Below are 14,787 nucleotides of genomic sequence, written 5' to 3'. Positions count from 1 at the left end.
GCCAGCCCTACGCCGGCTCGATCCTGATCTCGATCCAGAAGACCTCGTGCGGATCGGGACTGGCGCTCGAAACCTCCACGCAGTTGTAGCCTCGGTGCAGGATACCTTCCGGAATCGCGAACCCGCGAACCTGGCGAACCACAGGATGGATCGGTCTGGGCAAGGGATACTCCCCAGGCGTACACCGAGTTCCATTGACATGGACCTCAAGCGGCGAAGTGTCCTGGTTGCCGTTCTCGCCGCATCCGACAAAAACGCGGGCCGTGCCGCGTTCGGGCTTGGGGCCGATGTGAAGGCGGAAACGCGACGGCTGACCGGCGCGGCACAGCGACGGAAGGGCCAGGGCCTCCGGTTCTCCGGGCGCCACCGTGTCGCTGTACGTCACGACGTGGCGCCGCGGCTGATCCACAATCGTCGAGGGGTCGCCCGCCCGGTTCAGGATGGATCGGTAGTCGTCGGGATCCTGCACCGTCGTGCCGCTGTCCATGTAGTTGAACAGGTAAATCCGGTCCGCTCCCCGATCCAGCAGCGACGCCGCCGCCCCCAGCGCGGTCTCCGCTGTGTTCAGCACCAGATCGTCGTGCTTCGGCCAGACCTTCGGCGACGGCCGCACGCAGATCTCCAAGCCCGCCGCCAGCGTCGCGCCGCTGCCCGCCAGCAGCTCCCGCCACAGCTCGATCGGCATGTCGAACTCGATGGTTGGCCAGAACGGCGTGATCACGACCAGGTCGACCAGCTTCTCCTTGACCCAGGCGACCGCGTCCAGCCCCATCGCCCATGCGGTCTGCGGGCGCGACGGCACCCGCACGCCGATCCTGATCGGATGGCCGCGCCGCCCCGCGTGAGAATCCGCCAGGGCCCGGACCCGCCGGTGAAAGTCGATCAGAATCTCCCGCCCCTCGTCCTCGAATCCCGGACGGAAATGCAGGGGAAACCGCATCCAGTCCAGTTCCAAGCCGTCGACGTCATAGCGATCGAACACCTCTTCGATCAGGCTCACGAAGTACTCGCCGACCGGCTGGTGACCGTAATCGAACGCCCGGTCCGTCCACGTCGTGAATCGCTGCGGATCCGGAACCCGCCAGTATTCCGGATGATCCCGCCAGAACGGGCTGTGCCCGGGAAGATCGAGGTTGTCCACGTCGTGGACGTCGTTCATTCGGACCGAAAGCCAAGCCGATCGCCCATGATGCCGAACGCGCTCGATCCAGCACCGCGGAATGTCCAGCGAGGAAAGATTGCGGTACATCTCCCAGACGCGCTGCCGATGCTCCGCCGGCACGGCCCGCAGCTTCGGCTGATCGAGCCCCTGGCCCGGATCGAACCCGTCCCAGACCCGGGGCCAGACGCGGCTCGGGAAATTCGCCCGCATGGCGTTGACGTTGAAGATCAGTTCCTTCATCGGCGGACTGATGTAGTGGTCCACCAGCTCGTAGACGCCGTCGCGGTTGATCTTCTCCGGCGGTCGGCACGCATAAAAGTGGCTGTCGTCCTCGTTGAGCATCAAGCCGGGCATGTCGTGGTCCTTTCTGCCGTCCGATGCGGTCCTTTGCAGATTGTCGGTCGCGGCCCTTGCCGCATTCTTGGGCAACATTCTAGCCGGACGGATGCCGGAGTCCAGTCAGTTCACATTTCCCTTGACCGCCCCTTGCCATGACGATAAACCCTTGAGCCAACTGATGCACGGCAGCCCCAACTAAAGGAGGTCCACGATGACTCATCGTCAACGCATCCGCACCATTATCTCCGGCCAAGCCGCCGACCGCTGCGGATTCTGGATCGGCAACCCCCACGGCGAGACCTGGCCGTTGTACCACCGCTACTTCGGCACACAAACGCCGGAGCAACTCCGCCGCAAACTCGACGACGATTTCCGCTGGATCGGCCCGCACGAGTTTGCCAGCACCTACCGGTCGCCCGACGGCCGCGGCATGTTCGATCTCGGGCTCTCCAAGAAACGCCACGGCGAGCCCGGACCCTTCGCCGACGCAACCGACCTTTCCGCCGTCGAGCAGTTCCCCTGGCCCAATCCCGACTACCTCCACCTCGACGACTGCGTCGCCGCCCTCCGCAACGCCGGCGACGTCTACCGGGCCAGCGGCTTCTGGACCCCCTTCTACCACAACGTCATGGACCTGTTCGGCATGGAAAGCTACATGATGAACATGTACGACAACCCCGAACTGGTCCTGGCCGTCACCGACCGCGTCTGCGGGTTCTACTACGAAGCCAACGAGCGGCTCTTCGAGGCCGCCCGCGACGAGATCGACGGCTTTTTCTTCGGCAACGACTTCGGCACCCAGCTCGACCTGATCTGCGGCCTGACCCAATTCGACCGGTTCATTATGCCCTGGTTCCGCAAGTTCACCGACCAGGCCCACCGTCACGGCTACCAGGTCATTCTCCACTCCTGCGGGGCCATCCACAAGGTCATCGACCGGCTCATCGACGCCGGCGTCGAGTGCCTTCACCCGCTCCAGGCTCTGGCCGCCAACATGGACGCCGAAACCCTCGCCCGGGACTTTAAGGGCCGCATCGCCTTCATGGGCGGCATCGACACCCAGCAGCTCCTGGTCCACGGCTCGCCCGACCAGATCGAAGCCGAGGTCCGGCGGGTCAAAAAGCTCCTTGGCCCATGCCTGATTGTCAGCCCCAGCCACGAGGCCCTGCTGCCCAACGTCCCGCCGCAAAACGTCGAGGCCATGGCCCGCGCCGCCACCTCATCCGATTGAGGCCCATTCACATGGATGCACTGCTTGTCGCCCTCGGCGTGATCTGTGGAACGTTGATCTGGCTGGGCAATCGCCGCATCCTCGACGGCGGCGGCCGCGCCGTCGCCTTCGGCTTCTGGGTCGCCCTCAGCGGGGCGGTCATCTCCGGGATCCTGGCCCTGGCCCTCGGTCAGCCGCTCGACGACCCGGTCGTCTGGGGCCTTGGGGCCCTGGTCGCCCTCGGCTACGGCGTCGGCTATTGTCTGATCGCCATGCACTGCCTGCGGATCGGCCCGGCCGGGCCGACCGTCGCGATGAACAACATGGGCCTGGTCTGGCCGGTGGCGCTGGGGGCGTTGTGGCTTCAGCCCCGGCCGTTCACCAACGAGTTGGGAGCGGGCCTGGTCCTGGTGCTGGGTTCGTTGATCGCTTTCGCCTTCAACCGCCCCACCGATGGCAACCCCGCCAACACCAGGAGCGTCTCGCTTCGATGGCTGATCTGGGCGGTCCTCTGCTGGGTTCTGTCGGGGCTCTGCATGACCGGCCAACTGGTGGCCAGCATTCACGACCCGGCCAAGCCCCTGGCCCTGATCTGCGCGTTCAACTGCATCTCTGCGGCGATCCTCGCCGCGGCGATTCTGCGCCTCGGCCAAACGCAACTCCGCGGGAACGAACTGATCTTCGGATCAGTCAACGGGGCCCTCCAGGTGGCCATCGCCTTCGCCGTGCTGACCGTCCTGCCCCGCCTTGGACCCGAACTGGTCTTCCCGTTCGTGATCGCCGGGCCCGCCGTCATCATGCTCTTGCTGGCCCGGGTTCTCTACCGCGAGCGCCTCAGCCGAACCGCCTGCCTCGCCTGCACCCTCGGGGTCGCCGGACTGGTCGCCCTGTCACTGGCCATGACCAAATAGCCCGCTGCGCAGGGTCCGGGCGGAATCTCCGCGCGCAGGACAAGGCGAGCCGAAACGGCCCACCTTGCCGGTTGGTCTGCCTGTCGGACTTTAGACGTGCAGCCAGTACGGCTCAGCGTCGTAGTACTCGTGCACGCGACGGCCCCACTCCTCGTTGGCCATGTTCGGCCAGTTGTCCTTGTCGAACCCCGGTGCGTTCTCCAACCGTTCCCGCGACACGTCCATGGTGTAGATCCCGCGGTCGGTGTCCAGACCCAGCGAGGACCACGGAATCGCGAACAGCTTGTCCCCGATCCCCAGGAACCCGCCGTGCGACAGCACCGCGTAGGCGATGCAGCCGCGCTCCGCGTCGATCATCAGGTTCTGGATCGTCCCCACCTTCTCGTCCTGAAGGTTGTACACGTCCACGTTGGTCAGGCTCGTCACTTTTACCACGTCGGCAATGGCCATCGGATACCTCCTTATACGGTTCCAGAACGGGAGCGCGCCGCGGCTGGCCCGGAACCCTCCGTGCATCCGCCTTCGGCCCCCCATACAGTTGGCACGTCCAACCTATGCGAAACGCCCATCCGCCACAATCGGCCAAACCCCTGAATCCCGCCGCGGAACATCCCTGAACCCCCGTCAGACATACACCCGATCCCGCGCAAGAGAAAAACTTGACGGACCAAATCCCCCAGCCATACTGGAAACCCAGCGTGTCATCCGCCGGAGGCCGTGAAAACCGCAATGCCCAACATGCCAAATCTCCGCCAGTTCGCCCGCTGGCTCTCGCTGAGTGGATCGACGGCCAACCCTCCCAGCCCGTCAGCGCCCTGATACCCGACGAGTACGACGACCACCACGCCAGGCTTCGCGGCTTCGCCTCCGCCGACTACTACGGCGCGGGCCTGATGCCCACCGACGGCCCCACCGTCGGGTTCCTCTGGACCTTCCGCCACCAACTGCCCGTCCAGTGCATCGGCGTGATGGGCCGGGTGGATATCTCCATCGTCTACCAACTCGAACGCGGCGGCTGCTGGCATCACCTGCCCGGCCGGCCCGACTGGCTCTGCGCCGACGACGCGCCCGCCTGGGCCCGCGGCGCGCTCTATACCGCCTCGAACCCCATCCACGTCGGCGACGAAACGCGGCTGTACTTCACCGGCACGATCGACCGTCACGGCCACTGCGGCCACGGCATCGACTACGCCCAGTGGGTCAAGACCCTCAAGGAACTTCGCGGCTTCGCCAGGATCGGTCTGGCCAAGTGGACCCGCGACCGGATCATGGGCTACCGCTCGTACCTGTCGAACCGGATCATCCTGACTCCCGGCACCAGACGCGTCGAAGGCCTGACCCTCAACGCCGTCACCGAGCCCAACGGATGCCTCCGGGCCGCGCTGACCTACGAAAACGGCGAGCCGATCCCCGGATACGGTTTCGACCAGTGCCAGCCCATCGCCGGCGACCATCTCGCTGCGCCCCTCCGCTGGAACAACATCAGCCGCTGGCCGACCGTACCCGAAAACCGGTCCCTCCACGTCCGGATCGAACTGACCAACGCCACCCTCTTCGCCTTCGACTTTGCGTACGCACGATAGCGGTTCATAACCGCCGTTGGCATGATACAATGGTCCGTAGCGGTACGTTCCGCGTCGATGATGGCGTCCGACTGGGAGACTCGACATGACCGAGCACGACTACTTCGCCGGCCAGCCGTTGCAAATCGGCTGCGGCACGCACCTGTTGCTTGACGACCACATCGTCGAAGACCGCTGGCGGCTCGCCCGCGTCCTGGAACGGCCCGAAAAGTTCATCCGCAATCCCATCCTCGTCCGCGACAAACCCTGGGAAGGCGACCTGGCCTACCGGCCGCACGTCATCTACGACCAAACCGTCGGCAAGTACCGCATGTGGTACCAGTGCATCTCCATGATGAACTACTACGGCGCCGCCGGACCGGTCTACTACATCGGCTACGCCGAGAGCGACGACGGCTTCAACTGGCAAAAACCCCTGCTCGACGTCTGCGACTTTCCCGGTTTCAAAAAAACCAACATCGTCTACTGCGGCACGCACCGCCAGCGGGTCCAGGGCGTACAGGTCTGGCGAGACGAAGCCGAAACCGACCAGGCCAGACGCTACAAGATGATCTGCCTCGAGGCCCGGCCGCTCGCCGGCGAACTCCAAAGCGGCGTGAACCTCGCCGTCTCGCCCGATGGCCTCCGCTGGAAGCTCACCGGCGAGAACCACATCCTCGACTACCACAGCGACTGCGAAAACCACGTCGTGTACGACCCGGAGCGGAAGCGTTGGATCCTCTACTGCCGGCCCATCCACATGTACGGAGCCGGCCGCAAGATCGCCCACCGCCACATGCGCCGCCGCGTCGCCGCCATGACCAGTGACGACTTCGTCCACTGGTCCTACCCGCGCACCGTCATGGTCCCCGACGAACGCGACACGCCCGACTACGACGCCTGCTTGGTCTTCCGCTACGCCGGCCAGTTCCTCATGCTCTACCACGCCATGGAAGGCGACGACCGCGGGGCCAACGAGACCCGCCTGGCCGTCAGCCGCGACGGCCTGCACTGGCAGCGGTTCTGGTCGCGTCAGCCCTTCCTGGCCCGCGGCCGCGAAGGCGACTGGGACGGCGGACAAATCACCGTCAGTTGCCCCCCCGTCCCCCACGGCGACCACCTCCTGATCTACTTCACCGGCACCGTCGCCCCGCAATACGATGAAAATATGGCCGGCGGCATGGGCGTCGCCATGATCCGCCGCGACCGCTTCGCCGCCCAGGAGGCCGGCGACCAGACCGGCTTCCTCCTGACCCGCGAATTCCTCCTCGAAGGCAATCGCCTCCGCATCAACTGCAGCCGCAAGGAAGGCGGCGCCGCCGACGCCTACATCAAGGTCGAACTGACCGAACACCCGCCGCTCGGCGGCCACTTCGGCGCCATGCCCGGCATCCCCGGTTTCCGCCTCGAAAACGCCGACCCCGTCACCGCCAACCGCACCGACGCTCCCGTCACCTGGCGCGGCAACGGCGATCTTTCGGTTTTGACGGGCAAAGCAGTCTACCTGCGGTTCGAAATGAAGAATATGAAAATTTTTGCGTTCCAGGTGACCAGGGAGTGACCGAATCGCCCTTGCTGATGCCCGTGGCGCCATAGAGTTAACATTACAGTAATTATTATATAATATACAGTTATAGAAGAATGTATTCCGGTGTCGCCCATCACTCGCTGTTGGTCAGAAAACGACCGACAAATAAAAACGAATTTCCTTGCTCTTTTTACGTTTGATAAATATCCAGGGTCATGCTATCATATCATCGGTTGGTCAGTCGAATGAAGCAGGGCATTGACAGATTACTTTCATGATCCCATCAAAAACCGCCAGTCGCCTAACCGCCTTCCCGGGTCGGAATTATGACCCCTTTCGTATTGACCTGGAAAGTAAAACTCAGGTCGGAACCGCCTAGTCATTGGAGAATGCTATGGGCAAGAAACTGTATGTGGGCAACATGAGCTACGACACGAATGACTCGTCGCTGGAAGAACTCTTCGGCGCCTACGGCACCGTCGAAAGCGCTCAGGTCATCATCGACCGCAGCACCGGCCGCAGCAAGGGTTTCGGATTCGTCGAAATGGGCAACGATGACGAAGCCCAGGCCGCGATCGACGCCCTCAACGGCAAGGAAGTCAACGGCCGGACCCTCACCGTCAATGAGGCCAGGCCCCGCGAAGACCGTCCCCGTGGCGGCAGCGGTGGCGGCGGCCGCGGTGGGTACGGCGGCGGCGGCGGCCGTGGCGGTCGCGGTGGACGCTACTAGACCACTCGTTTCCGCAAAAACTTGAAAAAGGGAAGCCGTCGCAGGACGGCTTCCCTTTCTTTTTGGATCTGCAGCCGACCGACCGGGGGGTCACACGACGGCTTCGATCTCCGCGATCTTCCAGTTCAGGTTCGTTCCCTCAGCCGAGAATTCCACCACCTCACCGACCTTCCTTCCCATAAATGCTTGCGAAAGCCGGGCTTGGTACGAAAAGACCCGCCGCTCCGGCTCGGCGTCCCACGGACCCAAAAACGTGAAATCCTCGACCTGGCCGCTCTGGACGTTCTCCGCCCGCACCCGCGTCCCGATCGTCACGTGGTCCGTCCGCACCGATCCAGGCTCCAGAATCCTCGCCTTCGTCAACTCCTCACGCATCCGGGTCGCCCGCTCCGTCAGCCGGTCCCGCTCCTCCAAAGCCGCCGTGAACTCCGCGTTCTCCGACAGGTCGCCCCGAGCCGCCGCCTCCCCGATCGCCTTGGCATTCTCCGCGATCTTGACGTTCACCAGGTGCGCGAACGCCTCCTGCTGACGCCCGAACGCCTCCGCCGTCGTGTAGATCGCATCCTCCTGCCACGCCGGCACTTCTTTGACGAACAGCTTCGGATGGGCGTGGTGGAACACCCGCAGAAGGTCGTTCCGCAGAATCTCCGTCAGCCCCGGGTTCCGCTGCACCACCTCCCGCAAACACCCGACCCGCTCGGCGCTGGTGTCCTCCAGCACCACCCGAACCGGCTCGAACTTGCCCGCCGAAAGGGCCCCTCGGATCATCGCCGCCACCTTCTTGACGTACTCGCCGTCGGCGAACGGCGGGGTGCGCTTCACCACCGCCGCCGCCGCCAAAACCGCGTTCAACGCCGCCGCCCCGTCAATCCGCTCCGCGAACGCCGCCTTCGGGCTCCCCGTCACCGCTTTCCACAACCACAGCGCCGCCCGTGGGTAACGATCCGGCGAACCCACCACCGCCTCCGCCGACACCGCCAGACGGTGCCCTTCCCCTGCCGCCAGCAACTCCTGGGCAAGCCATTCGCACACCGCCGCCGGACTGCCCGGCAAGATGTCGGCGAAAAACGGCTTCCAGTTCTCCCCCAACTGCCCGCGAGCCCACGACAGGGCGCACCGCGCCACCTCATCGTTGGTCGCCGGCGTCATCATCACCGACAGGTCAGACTCCCCCGCGATCACCTCCGCCAGCTTCACCGCCGGCGCCGCCAACTCACGACCGGCGGCGCGGGCCAGCTCTTCGCGGGCCGCCTCGACCGCCACCTTCACGTACCCTTCCTTCGACTCCCCAGCCGCCCGGGCCAGTTCCGTGTCCAGAAACGCCACGACCTCGCCGTCCGCCTCCGCGCCCGCCGACAGCTCACGGGCGTAATCGAACACCCGGGCACACTTTTCATCCAGATTGCCCGCCGTGTCGAGCTGGTGGCGAATGTACTGGGCGTGGCTGATCGGACGGTTCCGCAGCTCGAACGTCGGCTGGCTGCTCGAACTCATGTCGATCATGGGCGAACGGCTGATCCGCAGCTTCGCCTCCGACCACCACGACGACCACGCCGACTCCCCGATGATCTCCGCCACGTGGGCCTTGAGCTCCCGGAACTTGAGCGCCGGCCCGAACTCCCGAAGGATCAACATCGTGAACCGCTCCGGGTCCTCCGCCGCCACCGCCGCCAGACGCGGCCGGTCGAAAATCAGCAGCGCCTTGAAATCGTCCGCCGCCATCGCCGAGAGCCGGCCCAGCGACTGACCCTCGTACCGCCGCTCCTGACCGCCGATATTCACGATCAACGCCTTGCGCTCCGGGTCCAGCCCGACCACCTGGCCGGGCGCGCTGAGGTTCCGGTCGCGGACGAAACTCCCCGGCGGCAACGCCGCCATCAGCTCCATCTCCGCCAACGCCTCCGCCAGCGGCGTCGCCTCCCGCAGCACCGTCATATCGATCAGCGTATCGCGGTTCGGAAGCTCGGCGTAAACCTTCCGGCACAACTCAGCCGTCTCCGATCGAATGCTCCCGCCCTCCAACGCCGTCGCGATCCGCTTGGCCGCCACCAGCGTCGCCGGCGCCCCCTTCCGCTCGCTCCAGGCGCTCAGCAGGCACCACGCCAGCGTCTCCGCCGTCGCCGTCTCCTTCTGACGCACCAGCACCCCGAGCACGATCATCACGTCCTCGGTGCTCATATCGCCCGACTCCGCCGCGGCAATCCACGCCGCCTCCAGCTCGTCGAATCGCTTCGCCTGCGCCAGCTTCTTGAGCTTCAGTATCTCCGGTCCGCCATGTTCCAGCGTCGTCATGTGATCTCCCGATTCAGGTCGCTCGCCGCCCGTGAACCCTCCACGGCCGCCATAAATCCTATGCCCGATATTCTCGTCTATCCGCCCCGCCCCCACAACGGCAAACTGCCCCCCTCCCGATACGGCCATCGTGCATGATCCGAGCGACCCTGACGAACCGCGCCAATCGCCCCCAAAGCGCCCGTTCGACGCGGTTGGCGGGCACGCCGAACCGGCCGACCCCTCCGCCTCGACCGTAGGATTGTGCACGCCTTTCATCGTTTTGTCCAGCGACAAACCCTCGGCAACGGATAACATGGGAGATAGCACCGAATTCAACGAACCCTGGATGGAATCCCAGCGATGACCTGGAAAAACGGAAAACAGTGGGTCTACTCGATCACCTACGATGAAGGCTGCGCCGACCTGCTCAAGCACGCCGTCCCGCTTCACCGGCGATACGGCATTCCCGGCCACGTGGCCCTCGTCGCCTCGCAGATCGGCGTCCCGCGAAACGTCCCCGGCAGCAGCTACAACGGCATGATGATCCTCTCAGCCGAACAAATCCGACAGCTCCGCGACGAGGGATGGGGCGTCTCCTGCCACGGCATGACCCACGCCCTGATCACCCAAGACAACGTCCAATTCGAACTCTACGAGAGCCGCACGCTGTTGGAGAAACAACTCGGCATGCCCGTGACCACCTTCTGCCTGCCCGGCGACAACAGCCACCAGCCCATCGTCCACCAACACGCCGCCGACGCCGGCTACCTCGCCAACCTCACCATCTACGACGACATCAACACCGCTCAGACCGACCTGCTCCGCCTCGCCCGTTGCCCCCTCCACACCCAGTATCCCCCGCCCTTCCACTCGGCCTTCGATCCCTACAAGCGACTCCACCAAGCCGCCGACGCCGGCGGCTGGATCATCGACTACTGCCACTGCCCAACCCCCGGCCAGCCCATCCATCCCGCCAAGGACTGCACCACCGAACAACTCGATCAGCGATTCGAAACCGTCCGCCGGGTCGGCGGCGATGACGTCTGGCTCGCCGAACCCAACGAAGTCGTCCGTTACATCCTCAACGAAAGGAACTCCCGATGACCTCAGCCAAGAAGCTCGACCGTGCCGCCTACGGCGCCGCCGCCTATACCAGCCTCAAGGGCTCGCTGCCCAACCCCTTCCCCCGCATCATGGGCCCAAACGCCGCCAGATACGTCCAGGAAGTCGTCGAAAGCGGCCTGATCGTCGATATGATGGGCCGCTTTGAAAAGGCCTTCGCCCAGGCGATGGGCGTCAAACACTGCATCGCCACCCCCGGCTGCACACCCGCCCTCCACGTCCTGGCCGCCGCCCTCGGCTTCGATCCCGGCGACGAGGTCATCGTCTCGCCCGTCACCGACTACGGCACCATCATGGGCCTGGTCAAGGAGCACCTGATCCCCGTCTTCCCCGACACCGCGCCCAACACCGTCAACTTCAGCGCCGAAACCATCGCACCCTGCATCACCAACCGCACCCGCGCCATCCTCGTCGTCCACAAGACCGGCATCATCTGCGACATGGACCCGATCAACGAACTGGCCGCCAAACACAGCCTGATCGTCTACGAAGACGCCTGCCAATCCGTCTTCGGCCGCTACAAGGGCCGACTCGCCGGAACCATGTCCCACGCCGCCGGATTCTCCTTCGACTCGGAAAAAACCATGGGCTCCGACGTCGGAGGATGCCTGATCACCAACGACGACGAACTCGCCGAACGAATCCGCTTCATCGGCCAGAGTCGCGGCGCCGCCGCCGAACCGGGCTTCGGACGAAAGCACATCGCCGCCGGATACGCCTACCGCATGCCCGCCTGCACCGCCGCCATCTGCCTGGCCCAGCTCGAAATCGCCCCCGAAAACGTCGCCCAGCGCGACCAGATGATCCGCCTCCTCACCAACCTCCTCGCCGAGATCCCGGGCATCACCCCCCTGCCGATCCCCGACTACCTCGACGTCTACTCCTGCTGGATGGCCGGCTTCTCCATCGACCCCCACGCCTTCACCTGCACCACCGACCAGTTCGCCGAACAGTGCGCCGCCGACATCCCCGCCATCGGCACCGGACGCTACTACCTGATGCGCGCCGCCCTCACCTTCCTTCAGAAAGCCGCAGCCGAGAAAACCTATCCCTACTCCATGCCGCCCGCCTCCCGACGCTACCACTACGGCCCCGACACCTGCCCGACCGCCGCCAAATTCCTCGACACCTTCATCCGATGGGCCACCTTCTGCGAAAAATACACCCCCGACCACTGCCAACTCGCAGCCGACATCATCCGACACGTCGCCGACAAAAACCGCCGCTGAACCACAACCCATTGCCGCCCATCGCCTTCAGAGAGCCGCGACCGCCGGGGCGTGGGGCCCTTTCCGCCACCACAGCGCCACCCCCTTCCATCCGCGACTCCGCGAAAAAATCACGTGCAATCGGTCGGCAACATGATACAATAACTGCATTGCCGTAAAACGGATAGGCGGGGCTTGGATATCTGCGGACTTCCGAACAACCGGCTTGCTGTCGTATGGATTGTGCCTGTGAAACAAAACTCGCTGCACCGTGGCAACCTGCGAGACGTGGTCATCCTGCTGGCCGCGGGCTCGGCCCCGTTCTTCCCCGCGCCGGCCTGGCTCATCGCAACGGCCCTCATCGTCCTCGCCGCCGCCAGCCTGCTGCGAATCCTGACCAAGGCAACCCTCGTCCGTAACGAGGTGCTCTGCACCGACGGCGTCTACAGCCTGGTCCGACACCCCTACTATCTGGCCAACTTCCTCGTCGACGCCGCCCTCTGCCTGCTCAGCGGCAACATCGTCCTGGTCTTTCTCTACCCCTTCCTGTTCTTCTGGGCCTACGCACCGGCCCTGCGCGACGAGGAACGGATCCTCGCCGACCGCTTCGGAAACGAGCATCTGAACTGGTCGCTGGCCGTCCCACAGGTCCTTCCCTCGTCGAACCTCCTGTCGTGGCTTGCCCACCCGCTGCGCAGCGTCTCGCGCTCCCGAATCACCGCTAAGGAACTCGGCCGCGTCGCACTCGCCTGGTCCGCCGCCGCCCTCATCATCCTCGTCCACGGGCTTCTTGCCGGCGGATTGCCCCGAACCGTCCCGTCGCTCCCGATCCTGCTTCTGGCCCTGACCGCCGCGATCCTCTTCGTCATCGGGCAGGTCCTGATGCGCTGGACCCACCCGCTGACCGCCATCGCCGACGACGTCGACCTCCTCGCCGCGGCCTGGCGCGACGGTCGGCCCGACCCCGCCCTTGACCGCATCGCCGAAAAAATCGACCGCTACGCCCAGCGGAGCCCACGTCTCCGGGAAATCCAGCGGTTCTTCGAGGCCCTTCGGGCCGCCCGACCGGGTTCCGCTCCCATTGCAGTCGAATGCAGCGACCTTCCGCGATGGATTGACGAGGCCCTCGCCGACGTCCGACAGCACCTCCTCTCCCGTCCCGGCCGGCACGACCCCCAGTGGTCCAGGCGCATCGGCGAATTCCGCTGCGAACGGCCCGACAACCAACCCATCCCCACGCTGCCCGCCGTTCGCCCGTCCCACGAACCCGTGGGCGTCCGTTTCGCCCTCTACCAGTTGGTGCACTACGCCATGATCCACGGCCGATCGCCCCTGCAAATCGCGATCTTCTCCCAGAACCACGACCCCGCGCCAACCCTCTGTTTCCGCGTTTCCTTCCTCGCCCGCCACCCTCTGCCCGAGCCCGCCGAACTCCGCGAACGCCTCTTCCACCCCGCCAGGATCCAGGGGCCGACCCTCGGCCTCTTCCTTGCCCGCCGGCTCATCGAAAAACTCTGCAGCGGCCGCCTCGACCTCGCCGAGACCGACACCTCAGCCGAACGCCTCACCCTCGACCTCCAATGGCCCACCGCCGATCCCGTCCCCACGCACAGCCGCGCCGTAGAGTATCCGCCCCAGCCGTCAACGCCTTCCCAGGACACTCCTGCACGCCCCGCAAATCCCTGAGCAAATCCCTGTCCGCCCTCCTGCCCCCGCCCCAAAAATCGCGTTTGCATTTCCCGAAAACCTGTGGCCTCTTTAACAGGCGGGAACCTCCACCCCCGCGCGTCGGCCCGCCTCGACGCTTGACAACTCCATAGCCTTGCCCGCCCGCACTGGACGGTAGGAGGTTCCGCAGTGACAATAGGCGGGTGCTCGTAACGACAGACCCAAGTGACTTGGTGGATGAGCAGTGACCAGACAAACGGACATTTCGATTGCCACGTCGTTCCAATACCAGATGCCGCTGGACCGGCAGATCCCGTGCGTCGCCCAGGCCGGGTTTTCGTCCGTGTCCCTCGGCGGCAGGGTTGGCCATTCCGGCTATCCGGACCGCGCGGCGAGGAGGCGGATCAAAAGCCAACTGGCGGAGTGCTCGTTGGGCGTCGCCAGTCTGCACGCTCCGCCGCTTGACGGCGCCGATGCGGCGCGCGACGTGCGAACGGCGATCGAGGCGGCGGCGGACTTCGGCGCCCGATTCGTGGTGGCCCACGCCGGGCCGTTTGCCTGCGGTTCGGACGATGTCGATCGTCGGCTCGACGCCGTCCTCGCCGCGTGCCACGCGCTGGCTCCCGTTCTCGACGGCTGCGGTGTGCGGCTGGCGATCGAAAACGTCCTGCCGGGTCCGGCCACGGAACTGGCCCGACGCGCCCTGCATCGACTCGATCCGGCGCGCTTCGGCCTCTGCTACGACTCGTCGCACGACCAGATCGACGGTCCGCGGCCGTTCGACCTGATCGACGAGTTCGCCGGGCGCATCTTCATGGTCCACCTCTCCGATCGCATCCGGCCGCACGTGGACCACGTGATCCCCGGCGAAGGCTTCATCGACTGGCCGGAAATGTGCAACGCACTGAGGCAAGCCGAATACCGCGGACCGGTGCTCATGGAGGTCATGATGCAGCACTCCAGGCACCAGGACACCGACGCGTTTCTCAGCGCAGCCTATGCCGCCGGTTTGGACACGCAGAATCGCATGTTCGGGCGTCCGACGTCGATTCCGCCGGTGGAATAACGCAAAG

General features: G+C 65.2%; 12 protein-coding genes. 9 read left to right on the top strand and 3 right to left on the bottom strand.

The features are described 5' to 3' along the window. Window positions 1-7: 7 nt before the first annotated feature. Complete coding sequence (locus GXY33_15875; protein NLX06617.1) at window positions 8-1,516, bottom strand: hypothetical protein; 1,509 nt, start codon at window positions 1,514-1,516, stop codon at window positions 8-10. A gap of 196 nt (window positions 1,517-1,712) precedes the next feature. Between GXY33_15875 and GXY33_15870 the strand changes: the two genes are divergently transcribed. Both GXY33_15870 and GXY33_15865 read left to right on the top strand, forming a co-directional pair. Beyond that, a complete protein-coding gene (locus tag GXY33_15870) occupies window positions 1,713-2,732 on the top strand; it encodes a hypothetical protein (protein ID NLX06616.1) in 1,020 nt (339 codons plus the stop codon). Between the two features lie 11 nt (window positions 2,733-2,743). After that, window positions 2,744-3,622: a hypothetical protein gene (locus GXY33_15865; GenBank protein NLX06615.1), complete on the top strand. Its 879-nt coding sequence runs from the start codon at window positions 2,744-2,746 to the stop codon at window positions 3,620-3,622. A gap of 90 nt (window positions 3,623-3,712) precedes the next feature. On the opposite strand, the gene GXY33_15860 is transcribed toward GXY33_15865, so the two are convergent. Beyond that, on the bottom strand, window positions 3,713-4,156 hold the full coding sequence (locus GXY33_15860) for a PRC-barrel domain containing protein (GenBank protein NLX06614.1): 444 nt from the start codon (window positions 4,154-4,156) through the stop codon (window positions 3,713-3,715). A gap of 164 nt (window positions 4,157-4,320) precedes the next feature. On the opposite strand from GXY33_15860, the gene GXY33_15855 reads away from it, so the two are divergent. The 3 genes from GXY33_15855 (at window position 4,321) to GXY33_15845 (ending at window position 7,442) form a co-directional block, all read left to right on the top strand. Next, window positions 4,321-5,205 (top strand): hypothetical protein, encoded by an 885-nt coding sequence (locus GXY33_15855; GenBank protein ID NLX06613.1) that lies wholly within the window; start codon window positions 4,321-4,323, stop codon window positions 5,203-5,205. A gap of 85 nt (window positions 5,206-5,290) precedes the next feature. After that, window positions 5,291-6,745: a hypothetical protein gene (locus tag GXY33_15850; protein ID NLX06612.1), complete on the top strand. Its 1,455-nt coding sequence runs from the start codon at window positions 5,291-5,293 to the stop codon at window positions 6,743-6,745. Window positions 6,746-7,106: 361 nt separating this feature from the next. Continuing rightward, window positions 7,107-7,442 (top strand): RNA-binding protein, encoded by a 336-nt coding sequence (locus tag GXY33_15845; GenBank protein ID NLX06611.1) that lies wholly within the window; start codon window positions 7,107-7,109, stop codon window positions 7,440-7,442. A 90-nt stretch (window positions 7,443-7,532) separates the two neighbouring features. Here the strand turns inward: GXY33_15845 and GXY33_15840 are convergent, their stop codons facing one another. Next, window positions 7,533-9,734 (bottom strand): hypothetical protein, encoded by a 2,202-nt coding sequence (locus GXY33_15840; protein ID NLX06610.1) that lies wholly within the window; start codon window positions 9,732-9,734, stop codon window positions 7,533-7,535. Window positions 9,735-10,076: 342 nt separating this feature from the next. On the opposite strand from GXY33_15840, the gene GXY33_15835 reads away from it, so the two are divergent. From GXY33_15835 to GXY33_15820, 4 genes are all read left to right on the top strand, one after another. Beyond that, the gene (locus GXY33_15835) at window positions 10,077-10,820 is read left to right on the top strand and encodes a polysaccharide deacetylase family protein (protein NLX06609.1); all 744 of its coding nucleotides are present in this window, start codon (window positions 10,077-10,079) and stop codon (window positions 10,818-10,820) included. Next, a complete protein-coding gene (locus tag GXY33_15830; GenBank protein NLX06608.1) occupies window positions 10,817-12,067 on the top strand; it encodes a hypothetical protein in 1,251 nt (416 codons plus the stop codon). The genes GXY33_15835 and GXY33_15830 overlap by 4 nt, the downstream gene beginning before the upstream one ends. A 228-nt stretch (window positions 12,068-12,295) precedes the next feature. Then, window positions 12,296-13,732, top strand: a complete 1,437-nt coding sequence (locus GXY33_15825) for an isoprenylcysteine carboxylmethyltransferase family protein (GenBank protein ID NLX06607.1) — start codon at window positions 12,296-12,298, stop codon at window positions 13,730-13,732. A gap of 226 nt (window positions 13,733-13,958) precedes the next feature. Continuing rightward, complete coding sequence (locus GXY33_15820) at window positions 13,959-14,780, top strand: sugar phosphate isomerase/epimerase (GenBank protein NLX06606.1); 822 nt, start codon at window positions 13,959-13,961, stop codon at window positions 14,778-14,780. Window positions 14,781-14,787: the final 7 nt, after the last annotated feature.

The sequence above is a fragment of the Phycisphaerae bacterium genome, assembly GCA_012729815.1.
In the GTDB taxonomy this organism is placed as follows: domain Bacteria; phylum Planctomycetota; class Phycisphaerae; order JAAYCJ01; family JAAYCJ01; genus JAAYCJ01.
The sequence above is the reverse complement of the archived record's forward strand: the minus strand, read 5'-3'. Positions and strand labels throughout refer to the sequence as shown.

Bases quoted from the DNA above. Each gene is read 5' to 3' on its own strand.
- GXY33_15875 (NLX06617.1), bottom strand. From the start codon at position 1,516: ATGCCCGGCTTGATGCTCAACGAGGACGACAGCCACTTTTATGCGTGC.
- GXY33_15870 (NLX06616.1), top strand. From the start codon at position 1,713: ATGACTCATCGTCAACGCATCCGCACCATTATCTCCGGCCAAGCCGCC.
- GXY33_15865 (NLX06615.1), top strand. From the start codon at position 2,744: ATGGATGCACTGCTTGTCGCCCTCGGCGTGATCTGTGGAACGTTGATC.
- GXY33_15860 (NLX06614.1), bottom strand. From the start codon at position 4,156: ATGGGGGGCCGAAGGCGGATGCACGGAGGGTTCCGGGCCAGCCGCGGC.
- GXY33_15850 (NLX06612.1), top strand. From the start codon at position 5,291: ATGACCGAGCACGACTACTTCGCCGGCCAGCCGTTGCAAATCGGCTGC.
- GXY33_15845 (NLX06611.1), top strand. From the start codon at position 7,107: ATGGGCAAGAAACTGTATGTGGGCAACATGAGCTACGACACGAATGAC.
- GXY33_15840 (NLX06610.1), bottom strand. From the start codon at position 9,734: ATGACGACGCTGGAACATGGCGGACCGGAGATACTGAAGCTCAAGAAG.
- GXY33_15835 (NLX06609.1), top strand. From the start codon at position 10,077: ATGACCTGGAAAAACGGAAAACAGTGGGTCTACTCGATCACCTACGAT.
- GXY33_15830 (NLX06608.1), top strand. From the start codon at position 10,817: ATGACCTCAGCCAAGAAGCTCGACCGTGCCGCCTACGGCGCCGCCGCC.